The sequence below is a fragment of the Methanosphaera cuniculi genome, assembly GCF_003149675.1.
Taxonomy (GTDB): Archaea; Methanobacteriota; Methanobacteria; order Methanobacteriales; family Methanobacteriaceae; genus Methanosphaera; species Methanosphaera cuniculi.
Map to the genome: position 1 here is coordinate 67547 of NZ_LWMS01000044.1, position 14879 is coordinate 82425.

At 26.7% G+C, this 14879-nt stretch carries 11 protein-coding genes; 5 read left to right on the top strand and 6 right to left on the bottom strand.

All coding sequences use genetic code 11. From position 1 onward, the window contains the following. Positions 1–152: 152 nt before the first annotated feature. Complete coding sequence (locus tag MSCUN_RS06595) at positions 153–2780, bottom strand: C39 family peptidase (RefSeq protein ID WP_095608046.1); 2628 nt, start codon at positions 2778–2780, stop codon at positions 153–155. Positions 2781–3693: 913 nt separating this feature from the next. Here MSCUN_RS06595 and MSCUN_RS06600 point away from each other — a divergent pair. From MSCUN_RS06600 to MSCUN_RS06610, 3 genes are all read left to right on the top strand, one after another. After that, positions 3694–4566 carry a DUF3100 domain-containing protein gene (locus tag MSCUN_RS06600; protein WP_095608047.1) on the top strand — a complete coding sequence of 291 codons (873 nt, stop codon included), beginning with the start codon at positions 3694–3696 and terminating at the stop codon, positions 4564–4566. 7 nt (positions 4567–4573) lie between these two features. Then, positions 4574–5041 carry a hypothetical protein gene (locus tag MSCUN_RS06605; RefSeq protein WP_095608048.1) on the top strand — a complete coding sequence of 156 codons (468 nt, stop codon included), beginning with the start codon at positions 4574–4576 and terminating at the stop codon, positions 5039–5041. 199 nt (positions 5042–5240) lie between these two features. Continuing rightward, positions 5241–6074, top strand: coding sequence for a DUF3100 domain-containing protein (locus MSCUN_RS06610; protein ID WP_249033506.1), 834 nt, complete (start codon positions 5241–5243; stop codon positions 6072–6074). 60 nt (positions 6075–6134) lie between these two features. Here MSCUN_RS06610 and MSCUN_RS06615 read toward each other — a convergent pair whose 3' ends face one another. The 3 genes from MSCUN_RS06615 to MSCUN_RS06625 all read right to left on the bottom strand — a co-directional run bounded on the left by MSCUN_RS06615 (position 6135) and on the right by MSCUN_RS06625 (position 10246). Continuing rightward, the gene (locus tag MSCUN_RS06615) at positions 6135–7595 is read right to left on the bottom strand and encodes a flippase (protein WP_095608050.1); all 1461 of its coding nucleotides are present in this window, start codon (positions 7593–7595) and stop codon (positions 6135–6137) included. Between the two features lie 378 nt (positions 7596–7973). Next, positions 7974–8699 carry a metal-dependent transcriptional regulator gene (locus tag MSCUN_RS06620; RefSeq protein WP_095608051.1) on the bottom strand — a complete coding sequence of 242 codons (726 nt, stop codon included), beginning with the start codon at positions 8697–8699 and terminating at the stop codon, positions 7974–7976. A 68-nt stretch (positions 8700–8767) separates the two neighbouring features. Then, positions 8768–10246, bottom strand: a complete 1479-nt coding sequence (locus tag MSCUN_RS06625; RefSeq protein WP_095608052.1) for a class I adenylate-forming enzyme family protein — start codon at positions 10244–10246, stop codon at positions 8768–8770. A gap of 451 nt (positions 10247–10697) precedes the next feature. Here MSCUN_RS06625 and MSCUN_RS06630 point away from each other — a divergent pair, with 451 nt between their 5' ends. Continuing rightward, on the top strand, positions 10698–12113 hold the full coding sequence (locus tag MSCUN_RS06630) for an Ig-like domain-containing protein (RefSeq protein WP_095608053.1): 1416 nt from the start codon (positions 10698–10700) through the stop codon (positions 12111–12113). Between the two features lie 521 nt (positions 12114–12634). On the opposite strand, the gene MSCUN_RS06635 is transcribed toward MSCUN_RS06630, so the two are convergent. Continuing rightward, complete coding sequence (locus tag MSCUN_RS06635) at positions 12635–12787, bottom strand: rubredoxin (protein ID WP_304125847.1); 153 nt, start codon at positions 12785–12787, stop codon at positions 12635–12637. Between the two features lie 183 nt (positions 12788–12970). Continuing rightward, complete coding sequence (locus MSCUN_RS06640; protein WP_143744844.1) at positions 12971–13531, bottom strand: hypothetical protein; 561 nt, start codon at positions 13529–13531, stop codon at positions 12971–12973. A gap of 263 nt (positions 13532–13794) precedes the next feature. Here MSCUN_RS06640 and MSCUN_RS06645 point away from each other — a divergent pair, with 263 nt between their 5' ends. Beyond that, complete coding sequence (locus MSCUN_RS06645) at positions 13795–14715, top strand: 2-phosphoglycerate kinase (protein WP_095608055.1); 921 nt, start codon at positions 13795–13797, stop codon at positions 14713–14715. Positions 14716–14879: the final 164 nt, after the last annotated feature.

Here is a 14879-nt window from a genome sequence, read left to right on the forward strand (position 1 = left end):
AAAAAACTATTTAAATAAATAAAGTATATTTTAAAAAAAATAAAAAAATATTAAAAAAGTAATCCAGGAATTTAAAAATGAGTATTATATTAAGTTTTTTAAAAAAAAGAACAAAAAAATAAGGGAGGAGGTTAGTATTTAAAATATAAGTTTTATACTGTGTATTTTACTATGTTATCTTCACCATTGTTTGGATATTCAAAGTTACATGGTGTGGTGTATTTTCCTCCCATATTATTGTAGTAGTTTTGTGTGTATTGTATTTGTTGTGTTGTCATAGTCCATGTTGGTGTTACTTTCATGAATCCATTTTCTTTTAATGCTCTGTCTGTATTTTTGATTTGTGTCCATGTTGCCCATTGTACGGCGTTGATGTTATGTGATGGTCCACTTGGGTTAAGACATAGGAATTTATCAGCTTGTAAGTTATATCCTATGATGCACATGTAGTGTCCTTTTATGTGCCAGAGTATCATGGATCCACTTTGTAGTGCGTTTATTAGTGATGTTTTTGTGTTTTCTATGTTTGTTAGTTTCATATGTACGCTTGGTGAGTATTTTATTATGTCAGATTCTGATGTTCCATCATATGATGTTGTTTTATATATTCCTGAGAGTTTTCTTTCACTTGCATAGCAATTTAGTGCTTGACTTATCATACTCATTGATGTTGGTCCACATGTATATTGATGTCCATTAATCCATTCTTGGGAGTCATAGTATACAGGATAGTATCGTATTTTTCCTGTTAGATTTACAACTAGTTTATATGGTGGATTTACTGCATAAAATCCTTTTTTTACATGGTATTCATTTAATGCTCGTGCTATTACATTCCATTTTTCACGGCTTATTATGTATTTGATGTTGCTTGATTCTTCTCGGAAGAATGTGTATTTTGGTACAAATCCATATATTTTTTGTGAGTAACTATCAAGTTTCATTACACGAAGAATTTCAGAACTTGTTATTGTATATGCTCTGTTTTCATCTGCATATTTGTATGTATCATCAAGTTTGCTTAGGTCTGGTTTTCCATTTTTACATGGTATTTTTGTTATTATTGCAAGTTCGCATCCTGTGTCATTTTCTATGTATTTTACTTGTTGTTTTATTGTTATGTTTATCTGGTTTGGATGTGTTATTTTAATTGTGGTTGTTCCTATTTGTGTGAGTTTTGGTGTGGTTATTGTTGTTGTGGTTGTGTTTGTTTTGTATTGTTTTTGGTTTATTGTGTAGTTTATTTGTTTTTTGTTGGTTGTTTGTAGATGGTATGGTAGTTTGATTGTGAGTGTTTGGTTTATTGTTATTTTTTGTTTGTTTGTTAGTTGTATTTGGTTATTTTTTAGTTTTAGTGGTGTGTTTGTTAGTATTATATGGTGGTTTTCATGTTGTGTTGTTATGAATGTGTTTTGGTTTAGTTCTGATTTTGTGTTTGCATAGTTTATGATTACATCTGCATCTTGTTGTGCTTTTTCATCTACAAATTTTGATTCGTTTATTTGGATGTATCCATTGTTGTTGTATGTGTTTGCTGCTCGTTGTGCTTTGTTTTGTATGGATTTTACATTTTTAATTATGATTTTTCCATGATCGTTATAGTTTACTCCACCATTTGCTTTTGCTGTGTTTGTTGTGTGGTTTGATCCTTTGATTGTCATGTTTCCAAGGTTGTAGTTTACTGCTCCTCTTTGTGCTGTGTTTTGTTGGTGTTTTGCTTTTTGAATGTTGATTATTGCGTTTTTGTTGTTGTAGTTACATCCCCCGTTTTGTGCTGTGTTCATATTTAGTGTGGAATCATAGATGTTTATTGTTCCTTTGTTGTTGTAGTTACATCCTCCGAGTTTTGTTGCTGTGTTTTGTTTGTGTGTTGTTTTATTTATGATGAGTGTTTTATAATTTGCATTTACAGCTCCTCGTGTTGCTTGGTTGTTGTAGATGTCTGATGATTGTATTCGTAGTGTTTGAAGATTCATATTTACTCCACCATTTTCATATGCTTTATTGTATTTTAGAATGGTGCTTGTGATGTTTAATGTTCCATTGTTATAGTTTACAGCTCCGTTTTTTGCACTATTGTATGAGAAGTATGATTTTGTTATGTTTATTGTTCCTGTGTTGTATATTACTCCTCCATTTGTTGCATTGTTGTTTGAAAATGATGAGTTTAGTATTTTTATGGTTCCGGTATTATATATTACTCCACCGTTTATTGCACTACTATTTAGAAATATTGAATCGTATATGTTTATTGTTCCTTGGTTGTTAATTACGGCTCCATTTGTGCTTTTTGCATATCTGATTTTAAAGTTGTATAATTCTAGTGTGTATCCTTTTTTTACTGTTATGAAGTTTGTCTGGTTTTGTGCATCAAATAGGTTGTTATTTGCATATATTTTAAGGGTTTTTGTTTTTGTATTTCCCCAGTTAATTGGTTTTGTGATGTTGTAGTTTCCGTGTGTTAAGTTTACTGATTCATAGTTTTTGGTTTGGTTTTCTTTTTTAATTGTGTTTATTTGTTGTGTTAGTTGTGTGTATCCTTTTATATTGGTTGTGGAGTTTTGTGTTTCTTTTTCTTTTTTTATGTTTTTTGTATTTGTTTTTATTATTTTTTGTTCTGTGGTTGTTTTCAGTGTTTTTGTTGTGTCTTTTAGTATTTGTGTTGTATTTTGTTGTATGTTATGTTGTGTGTCTGTTGTGTTTGTTGCATTTATACTTGTTAGTGTTAGTAGTGTTATTATTGTAATTAAAATAAGTATTATGAAATGTTTGGTTTTCATAAGTTAGTTTTGCACCTCAATTTAAGTTTTATTTTTTTTAAAATGAAAAAGTTAGAATATAAATATATATAGTTCTTATTTTATAAAACTTTCAATGTATTTTTTGAGGTTTTTTTTAAAGTTTTAATGATTATGTGTGGTGCTATTATAGGTATTTTTGTTCCTATTTTATGAACTATGCCTTGTTTTTGTTCACATAATATGAATTAATTTTCATATTTTATGACACATAATAGGAACTATCAAATATTTCATATACACATAATATGAACCATATAAAACACTTATATTGGAATATAATAGAAAATCATAGTATTTTAGCCAAAAACATCTTAAAAAACAAATAAAACCTAAAATAAAGCCATAAAATCCATTTTAACCCTAAAAACTAAAAACAATAAATAACAAAATAAAAACAAAACTAACAATAAATAAATAATAAAAACAAAAATAAACTAATATTAACTCTAAAAATAACAAAAAACAATAAAATAACTAAAATAAACTAAAAATAAATAATATTTTAATGATTTTAATATCAAAATCTTAAATCTATGTAAAATTTTATTTTTTTGTTTAAAAATAAATTATAAATAATTAAAAACAATATAATATAACATGTTAAAATATAAAAAAAATAATATAAATTATACAGATAAACTAAATTATTTATAAAAAGAATTTATGTGAATATTATTTAATATTTTTATATTAAGATACTAAATATATTATTAAATTAAAACTATGACATAATTCATACAAAAAAAAAGAATCATAGAAAAAAATAAAAAGGAAAATTGTGTAAATTACAAAAATTGAAAACTAGTACTTTTATCTTTTTTTTAAAACATTTTGTATGAAATATGCAAAATGAACTATATGAAAAATAAAAAGTTAATGTGGGAGATGTTTAATGGAAAATAAGTATGAGGACTCACAAGAGCCTGAAGAATTAGAAAAGGCACGTAAAGATTATAAATTACATCTCACAGTATTAGTTGCAATAGTAATTGCAGAATATATTGGAATATATACACTACAACTAAGTGGAATAACAATAGTTCTAATGCCACTGTTATATTCACTTGTTTTAGCCATAGCATTTTATGTAGCAAAGCCAATAAAATGGATTCAAAAAGAACAGTCAAAGGAATCTGAAACCATAATGATGCTCTTAATAGGTCCTCTTCTTGCAAAACTAGCAATTGCAAGTGGTCAGAATATAGCAATTATATTTAATGCAGGACCTGCAATACTACTTCAAGAAGTAGGAAATCTTGGAACAATATTCCTTGCATTACCTATAGCATTACTGTTAGGATTTAAACGTGAAAGTATAGGTATGACAAGTTCAATATGTCGTGAACCACAAATGGCTGTGGTAATAGATAAATTTGGAGTATCATCACCTGAGACAAAAGGATTTTTCACTGTATTTCTAATAGGAACAGTTCTTGGAACACCATTTATAAGCATACTTGTAAGTGTATTAGCATTTACAGTACCAATACATCAATTTGCATATGGTATGGCATGTGGAATAGGAAGTGCAAGTATGAATGCAGCAGCAGTAGCATCACTTATAACAATATTCCCTGGCTATGCAGCACAACTTGAAGCATTTAGTGGAATGGCAAATATGATATCAATGGTTACTGGAATGTATGTATATATCCTAGTTGCAATACCACTTACACAATGGTTATATAAGGTCTTAGAACCACCACTAAGCCGTGTAAGATCAGTATTTATAAATAAAAATAAGAATAAAAACATAGAAGGATAGATTAATTGTGTCAAAAATATTATCAATTAAAACAGTAGTAGAATGGATATTATTATTAATTATATTTTCATTTATGGGAGCTATAGCTAATGTTGTAGGATATAGTTATCCTTTCACAACATCATTTATAGGGATGTTAATTCTATGTTTAATTACACTTATTGGTCTTATAATTGAAAAGCTTATTCCATATAATATTCCAGCTATAATTTACATAAGTATTATTGGACTTTTAATATCAATACCATGGTCTCCAATAGCACAACCTGTAATATACTATACATCAAAAGTAGATCTTGTATCATTAACCACAATATTACTTGCATATGCAGGTATTTCAATGGGAAAAGATCTTAAAGACTTCAAAGACATTGGAATAAAAGGAATAATTGTAACATTTTGTGTAATAATAGGAACATTCCTAGGATCAGCACTAATAGCACAAGTTGTATTAATGTACACAGGAATAATCTAAAAAAATGAAAAAAAAAACTACTAACCTCCTCTTTTTATATACTTTACTTAAACTTCACTATCTAAAAATAAAATCTCAAAGAATATCTATTTTTTTTTAATAATTTAAAAATTAAGAAAAATATCCTATTTTTTTTATTAAAGTAAAAAACTTAATTTTTTCAAAAGACGATAATATAATTATGGAGACTAAAAGAAGTATGAGTCCAATTAAAATAAACCTATTTGACTATAAATTACACATAACAGTAATGATATGTGTTATTATTGCAGAACTTATAGGAACTTCTACAATTACCATAGGATCTATACATGTTGTTCTTTTACCACTACTTTATTCTATAAGTTTAGCTGTTTTATGTTATCTTATTAAGCCAATAAAATGGATTAGTAAAAATCAATCACACACAGCATCAGTTCTTATGATTATTTTAATAGGACCTTTAATTGCAAAACTTGCAATTTCAAGTGGACAAAATATAGAACTCATACTAAAAGCAGGACCACTACTAATACTTGAAGAACTAGGAGATCTGGGTGCTATTATATTTGGATTACCTGTAGCATTACTGCTAGGTTTTAAACGTGAGACTATTGGTATGACAAGCTCAATATGTCGTGAACCACAAATGGCAGTACTAATAAATAAATATGGCTTTGAATCAGTAGAACTAAAAGGTTTCATGGTAGTTTATCTTATTGGAACAGTCTTTGGAACAATAATTCTAAGTATTCTTACAACAGTAATAGCATCAGTTATTCCACTTCATCCACTCTCATATGCAATGGCATGTGGAATAGGAAGTGCAAGTATGAATGTTGCAGGAGTATCATCACTTGTCGCATTATATCCAGGTATGGCTGATAATTTATATGCATTTAGTGCAATAGCCAACCTTATTTCAATAGTACTAAGTATTTATGTATACATGCTAATATCACTCCCTTTAACTGAACGAATATATAACTTCCTAGAAAAAAGGAGAAAAAAAATAGAATTTCATAAAAAAAAGAGTATAAGTAAAAAAAAATAGATTAGGTGGGTAAGATAGAAGATTTCTCTTTTTTTTATATTATTTAAAAGAAAAAATTATCTAGTTTTGTGTATTTTTTTCTTTTTTCATATCTTCTATAAATCCATATAGTATTTTACGATCTTCTTGGTTTATTGATCTGGTTATAAATAGTGCTATTATATATACTACTGCTGCTATTGGTACTGTTATTATAAATGGCATATGTATCACATATATTGCTATTACCATTATTAGATTTGCTATTATTACTTGTGTTACTGGTTTTATCATACTTTTCATATGTAGTGAGTAGTCTGTTTTTGAGAGTGCATATAGTGTTAGTGATAATATTAATGCTTCTATACATACTGTTGCTATACTTGCTCCTATGTATGAGTAGAATTTAATTAGTATAACATTTAGTATTATACTTACAAATGCTCCTATTGCCACTATTTTTGTTACTGTAAATTGTCTATTTATTGCACCAAGTAGTGTTGTTGAAATATTACTTAAAAATAGGAATATTCCAGCCCATATAAGTATACTAAGTGCATTTGATCCTTGAGTATAACTTGCACCATATATAATGTAGATAATATCATGTGAAAATATTACACATCCAAGTACTATTGGCATTGCTATTATTAGCATGTATTTCATTAGTTTATGATATAAATCTGCAAGTTTTAGTTTATCTTTTGTAAATAATTCACTCATTACAGGGAAGATTGAATTTGATATGAGTGTTATCATAGCTGCAATTACAAGCAGTAATTTTTGTGATGCACTAAAGAGTCCTACTGCTACACTTCCTGACATAAATGTTAGTATGGTAAGTGCAATCCAGAAATATATTGATGTAAATACATATGATATTCCAAATGGAACACCTTTTGTTATTAATTCTTTTAAAAATGCACGTTCTAAGCATAAGCCAAGTTTTGGATAATGTTTTATTGCTATGTATACTGTGTATGTAAATGATAATATAATTGCAATAGGATATGCTAGTGATACTATAATCACATTTCCTCCATTAAATATTATTAGAAGAATTATTGCAAGAACAGATGCACTATATATTACATTACCAATGGTTTGATACTGCATTTTTTCATTACTTTGGAAAAGTGAATAGTTACATAGTGTAAGTGAGTTAAATATCATATAAACTCCGAAGATAATCATTACATCAATTCCCTCAGGTGTAAATGTATGACTAAGAAGTACAACTAGTGTATATGCTATAAATGTTACTAATGAAAATATTACACGCAAGAAAAATACTGTTCCAAAATATTTACTTGTAAGTGTTTTATCGCGTGATACTTCACGTATTGCAAATGTTGCAAGACCCATGTCTGTAAATATTTCAAATATTCCTACAAGTGATGTTGCTGATGATATTAATCCAAAGTTATATGTACCAAGATATCTTGCTGTAAAAAGTGTGAGTATGAAAGTCATTAGGTTATTAATTAGACTTGCAATTATTAGTAAGCTTGAATTTTTTATGATTCGACTTGCTACATTCATGTTAATCAGATTTTATTAGTAGTTTTTTTTTATTAACATTAATTTTAGTAAAATTTCAAAAAATGTTTAATAATATATATGTAATGTTAACTTTAATAATTGTTTTATTAATTTTTTTAAAACATATTCTAAAAAAAAAGAGTATTTGAAATAATAGCTTATGTAGCAATTAGTGACTAAGTAATAGTAATTAAAAAAAAATGTAATAATTATAACATCATCAATTGCTAGAAATTATATAGTTACAGTTATTTAGATGAAAAAAAAATGGTTTATATGTTAATTATGAATGTAACTTTTTTTTTCACTTGTTTAAAAAAAAATGAGTAATAAGAGAATTTATAATTTAAATTAATAATAAATTCTTTTTTCTAATTTTTATTCTATTTCAACAAATATATCATATGATAGATCTTTTTCAAGTTCTATTTGCTTATTTTCAATTAACACTTTAAGTGGCTGATTTAGAGGTGCAGTTTGAAGTAGTGTTATTTCAGTTTCAAGTGTTATTCCCATATCAAGTAGTTTTTTAATACGATCATTATTTCCACGGATAAATTTTATACGTCCTTTTTGGTTTGGTTGCATGTTTCCTAGTGATGTTAGTTTTTCTATTCTTTTTGGTATTTCATCAATACTATGTACTTTTGAGCATTCATAACATGATGGTATGTTTAAATCACATATTGGTATTATATTATGATCATCAGGGCATTGATTTGGATATTCAAGTAGTTGACATAGTTTTCGTTCTGCTTCATCAGATAGGGAATGTTCCATTGCACATGCTTGATCGTGTATGTCTTCCATGTCAAGTTTTAGTGTTTCATATAAAAACATTTCAATTAGTCTGTGTTTTCGTACTATTTCTTTTGCTATTTTATATCCCTTATCTGTTAATTCTACTCCTTTATACTGATAATATGTTACATAACCATCTTCTTCTAGTTTTTTTAGCATTTGTGTTACACTACTTGGTGCTATTTTAAGATCTTTTGATATTTCCGTAGTTTTTGCCATGTTATTTTTTAAGCTCTTTTTATATATGGTTTCTAAGTATTCTTCCACATTTTCACTTATTTGTTTTCCATGCATATTAGACATTTGTTTTCTCCCATTTTTTTGTATTATTTATAGTTTCATTTTTTTAGAGTTTTATATTATTTTTGTATTTATTCTTTATTTATATATTCTTCTTTAAGTTTATTTCGTAGTAGTTTCCACCCATTTACACGTGGTAGTTCTTCTGTTGTGAAGATTTTTCGTGGTATTTTATATCGTGCTAGTTTTTCTCGTGCATAATCTAGTAGTGCATCTTCATCTTTTTCATCTTCCCATACTACTGCTGCTACTGGTATTTCTCCTCTGTGTTCGTGAGGTAGGCTAAATACTGCTATTTCACTTACAAGGTCACTTTTTATTAATTCTTCTTCAACTTCTGTTGGATAAATTTTCCATCCTGACATGATTATCATATCTTTTTTACGATCTGTTATAAAAAGACGATTATCCTCATCTAAGTATCCTATATCTCCTGTTAGAAACCATCCATTTTCTGTGAATGTTTCTTGTGTTTGTTCTGGTCTCATCCAGTATCCTTGTGCTATTGATGGACCTCTAAGTGCTACTTCCCCATTTTCATTGTGTGGTAAGCTTACATTTGGATTTTGTGGATCTACTATTTTAACTTCACTAAAACATACAGGATGTCCTACACTTTCAAATCGATCTGCAAATGCATAATCTTCTGGTCTTATCATTGTTCCAGTTCCTACTACTATTGTTTCTGATGATCCATATGCATTTAGTACTGCTATTCCATATTTTTTATAGAATTTACGCCATAAGTCCTTATGTAGTGGTCCTCCTCCTGATATCATTGATTTTACTGAGTATAGTTTGTTTGCAACTTTTTTAGGATATGATAGTATTGAATGTATTACAGGTGGCATTCCTGTTGCATTTGTCACTTGATTATCATATATTATGTCTAGATATTCATCAAATGTGTAGTTGTTTTTTGTAATTGTAAGTGCACCTGCACGAAGTGATGATATTGCCCATGATATACCTACATGTGCCATTGGATATATGCAAAATAATACATTGCTATGATCCATTTTTAGTACGTCACATTCATTTTGTATTGCACTAAACCAGTTTCCCTGAGTTAACATTGCACCTTTTGGTTTTCCTGTTGTACCACTTGTATATTGAAGTTGACATAAATCATCCCATGTTGTATTTACAGCTTCAAATACTTCTGAGTTTTTATATTCATCCATTATAGGTATTATGAATTGTCTTATATCTATATCATGTAATGGTTTATCTGTAATTATAAGTTTAGCTTTTGAATCTTCAATATAGTATTTAATTTCATTTGTTGTATATATTCTATTTGTTGGTACTACTACTGCTCCTATACGCCATAATGCTAGTATGGAAAATAAGTATTCAGGTATATTTTCAAGATATATTAATACACGATCTCCTTTTTTTATATCATATTCTACTAATCGTCTTGAAATTTCTGATACTATCCCTAGTACTTCACTTGATGTATATTTTATACCTCTATCTACTGAATAATATACTGGTTTATTTAATCTACATGCATTTGCATCTAGAAATGTTGTTACATTAATCACAAATATACTACTTCCTTTTTTTTATTTATTTTTTTTTAATGGGTACTTAAAGAAATTTTTATTTTATTTTACTTTTTTCTAAAATAATCATTATAATTTAGTTATGCTTAAATTTCTAAGTAATTATAATTATAGTTTTATACAATTATTTATTATCTTTTTTTTTAGAATAATTGAAAATTTAAAAATACTTTATGAAAATAACTATCTCAAAAAAAAAAATAATTATAAAAAGAAGATTTAACTATGGAAATTAACTAAATTTAAAAAAATTAATTAAATTAAAAACGCAGAATAATGGGTAAAAACTAGAAAAAATTATAATATGATAATACAAATGAAAAAAATAGATAAATAATGTATTATTCTAAAATATCTAGCTAATTAGTCCATTAATTTAGTTAATTATATATTAAAATATAAAATAGATATAAAATGTATGGTGGAAAAAATGAAACAGAAAATATTTCTATTATTCGTATTATCCACTATATTCATATTATCAAGTACTGTAAGTGCAGCTGATAATACAAATATTACTGCATCAGCAGTATCAGATAATAGCATAAGTACAAATGATAATACAAATGTAGAAAACTTACAATATGAAACTCAAAATCTTGAAACAAAGAAAAAACAAAATAGTCAATATCAAGATAACATTATAACACAAACTAATTCTAATTCTCAAAATACAACACAAAATACTCAAGATCCTACTATTCTAGGTCACCTTGAAGATGATGAAGAAACAAATAGAACAATAAAATGGAGTGAAAATGGAAACAATTCATTCACAATTGACCATCTTGAAGATGATGAAGAAACAAACAGGACAATAAAATGGGGTAAAGAGACACAAATAACAGTAATAATACCTAATGAAACTTTTATAAACTCAACAGTCCCAATAAGTGGAGTTTTAAAAGACATTGAAGATAAAGCAATTGCATATAAAACAGTGAAAATAACAATTTCTGGAGAAGAATTTAAAGCAATTACAAATGAGAATGGAATATATAACATCATGTACACAACAACCATGGCTGGAGAACTACCAGTACATGTGGAATTTGAAGGTGATGAAGTATATAACTTATCAGAAACTGAAAGTAAATTAAATGTTATTAGAAAAATTAGCAACAATGAAAAACAAGATGTAATAATTATAATTAAACCTGTAAACATTGTTGTTGGTGAAAAAGTAACACTCCAAGCAATAGTTAAAAATGAAGAAAGAAACCTAGTAACAGGTGGAAATCTTGTATTTAAATTAAATGGAGTAACAATGAAAGATAACTTTGGTTTCACAGGTAATGGTGCAGCTTATAAAATAAATGTGGTAAATGGAATTGCACAAGTAACATTTATACCAACATCAGATATACGTGGAGCAAAAACCATTGAAGTAACCTACAGTGGTAATAAACTCTACAATAAATTAAAATCTGAAAAACAAAATGTAACTGTAGCAAAAAGAAATGCAACTTTAACATTATCATCAGAAGATATTGTTAATAATCATGAGATCATAACATTTACAGTAAAAGTAAATGATAAAACACTACAATCTCAAAATACAACAGCAATAAATGATGGATATGTACTCTTCTTTGTAAATGGAAGAACATTAAAAGATGCAGATCAAAAACCAATAAAAGTAGCTGTGGAAGATAATAAAGCATCATATTCATATCATGTTGATATAAAAGATGCAACAAACACACTACAAACTTATACAGTTACAGCAAGATATTATAATCAAAATTATAATGCTTATGCACTAGAAAATTCAAACTACTCAGGTAGTGGAATAGAATGCAAACCAAATCAATTTATTGTACTTATAGGTAATGATGAGTTTTAGAAGTATTATAAGAAAAGCTTTCTAAATTTTTATATAAACTCTTATAAGAGTGAAAAATATAATTCATATAGAAAGTTTAAATCTTGTATTTAGACTAAAAATTTAAAATTAGAAGAAAGGTAATTAAATATGAGAAAATTATTAAAAGAAAATAAATATCTATTTTTTTTAGATTTTGTTCTTTTTTAATTACTTTTTTTTAACTATGTATCATAATCTTCTTTAAAGAAGAACTTTTTTTTTAAAACAATAGTATTTTATTAAATTATAACTCTTTTTCATAGCTATACTCTTTTTTTTGTAATAGGATAATTTTAATGAAATAAAAAAAAATAGGCTTAATTTTATTGTTTTATATTAAAAATAAAATAGTTAAAAATTAGTTAAAAATTAGAAGAATTAGTATTTAATTTTATTTTTTTTTATGGAAAAATAAAATTCTTTTTTTTTAATATTTAAAATAAAAATAGGTATGAAAGAGGTTTAATTTTATCCTTTTTTACACCTATATTTTTTAGTTTTTAGTCTTTTCCTACAGGAACAAATAATTCTTTACCTGCTCCACATAGTGGACATGTCCATTCTTTTGGTAAGTCTTCAAAGAGAATTCCATCGTGCTCTTCTGGGTCATATATCCATCCACAAAGAGTACATTTATATTTTTGCACTTCCATGAAAGATACCTCCTACTTATTTGTTTTCTATTAATTAGTTGTAAAGTCTTTACTTATATACTTTTCAGTAAATTATAGGTCATTATACTATAAAATAATTCTAGAAAAATTATATGTTCATTATATAAAAAAAGTATTAAAAAAAAGGGGGGGGGTGAATAGTTATTTTTTCCCATGTTTTTTTTATAATGATCTGTAGTATCCTATTCCACGTGTTCCTACTACTATTCCTGATTTTTTATGGTCTGAATGTGTTGTGTATGTTGGGCTTGAATCTTCACCACTTAGTTTTGCTAGGTATTCTTCTCTTTCATCTTCATAGTTATCAAAGTATGATTTTTCTTCTGCTGATAGGTCACTTCTAGATGCTGATAATTCACTCATATATGTTCCATCTTTATAATATAATTTTGTTACATAATATGTTTCATTATCATATGATCCATAGTTTACTCGTATTGAATCATTAAATTTAAATGTTCTTTTGGTTAAATATGCAAGTGTTCTAATCATATCTTTTGTATATATACTGTAGTGTTTTCCTGTTAGTTCATCTGTAAATGTTAAATTTTTAAGTCCTCTGTCTCCTTCATATTGTGTTGCTGTTCCATCTTCATATGATAATGTTACATTTACTGGTTTTACTTCTGCTTGATCAATAAACTCAGCACTTATACATGAGCTAAACATTAGTAGTGTCATTATTGATAAAAACAATAAGGAGATCTTTTTTTTATTAATCATTTTTAAAACTCCTAAGTCATTAATAATTTTTTTTAAATGGATATTATTTTTAAGGTGTGTTAAATGTAGTATTTAAAACTTTAGATAAGATGTATCTTTAATTTAATGTCTATTTACATTTATTTTATATGTTAAACTTATTTTTTTCATGTTTTATTTTATAAATACTTATATTTGATATAAAAAATATAATATACAATATATAGAAGTGAAATTAAAATAATTGGAAAAAAATAAAAACTTTAAGGTGGTGAATTAAAAAAATGGTATTAGTTGAAGGTAAAATTGGAGATAAAACTTATCGTGAACCTTTTTCTAAGGGTATTTTATCAAAGTCTCTCATACGTTCTGAGATTGATCCTGCAAAATCTTATGAAATAGCAGTTGAAATTGAAAAATATTATGTTGATAATAATATTGAAGTTGTTAAAATAGAGGATCTTATTGAACATGTTACAGATAGACTTAATGAAGAGGATCCAAAACTAGCTAAAAAATATTATAAGTGGAAAGAAATTAGACGATCAGAGGATCCTCTTATTATTCTAATAGGAGGTGCTTCTGGTATTGGTACATCAAGTATTTCATTTGAACTTGCAAATAAGCTTGGTATTAAAAATATGTTAAGTACAGATATGATTCGTGAGGTTATGCGTAAGATTGTTTCTAAAGAATTATGTCCAACATTATTTGAATCAAGCTATACTGCAGCTGAGTCACTTAGTACTCCTGCACCACCAGAGTTTGATAAGACGCTCTTAGGATTTAAGGATCATGTAAATACTGTGAGTGTAGGATTAACTGGAGTTATTGAACGTGCAATTAAAGAGGGAATAAGTATTGTTATTGAAGGAGTACATATAGTTCCAGGTTTTATTGATGAGGAATTACTTAAACGTAATAATGTTCATATGTTTGTATTATCATTATCTGATGAAGAAATACATAAAAGTAGATTTTATTCACGTTGTCGACAACTTTGGGCTAGACGTCCTCTTAAACGTTACTTAAAGCACTTTAATGATATTCGTAAAACTCATGATTATATTATTGGTGAAGCTAAAAATCATGATGTATGTGTAATTGAAAATATTGATGTTAATGCAACAATAGATACAATGATTGAAACAATTATTGAAAAACAAACAAACACACAAAAACAAGAAGCATTACAAACACTATAAAAAGAATATAGATATTAACATAAGAAGTTTTATCTTATATTTTTTTTTCTTCTTTTTTTTAGGAATATCCTTTTTTTTAAAACTCTTTTTTCCTTTTTTTGATTAAAAGTATTATTTTTTTAAAATAAGAAATTATTCTTTTTTTATATAGAAAAAAATTATGG

Coding starts and splice junctions, on each gene's coding strand:
- MSCUN_RS06610 (WP_249033506.1), top strand. CDS start 5,241: ATGAGTCCAATTAAAATAAACCTATTTGACTATAAATTACACATAACA.
- MSCUN_RS06615 (WP_095608050.1), bottom strand. CDS start 7,595: ATGAATGTAGCAAGTCGAATCATAAAAAATTCAAGCTTACTAATAATT.
- MSCUN_RS06640 (WP_143744844.1), bottom strand. CDS start 13,531: ATGATTAATAAAAAAAAGATCTCCTTATTGTTTTTATCAATAATGACA.
- MSCUN_RS06630 (WP_095608053.1), top strand. CDS start 10,698: ATGAAACAGAAAATATTTCTATTATTCGTATTATCCACTATATTCATA.
- MSCUN_RS06635 (WP_304125847.1), bottom strand. CDS start 12,787: ATGGAAGTGCAAAAATATAAATGTACTCTTTGTGGATGGATATATGAC.
- MSCUN_RS06620 (WP_095608051.1), bottom strand. CDS start 8,699: ATGTCTAATATGCATGGAAAACAAATAAGTGAAAATGTGGAAGAATAC.
- MSCUN_RS06645 (WP_095608055.1), top strand. CDS start 13,795: ATGGTATTAGTTGAAGGTAAAATTGGAGATAAAACTTATCGTGAACCT.
- MSCUN_RS06600 (WP_095608047.1), top strand. CDS start 3,694: ATGGAAAATAAGTATGAGGACTCACAAGAGCCTGAAGAATTAGAAAAG.
- MSCUN_RS06595 (WP_095608046.1), bottom strand. CDS start 2,780: ATGAAAACCAAACATTTCATAATACTTATTTTAATTACAATAATAACA.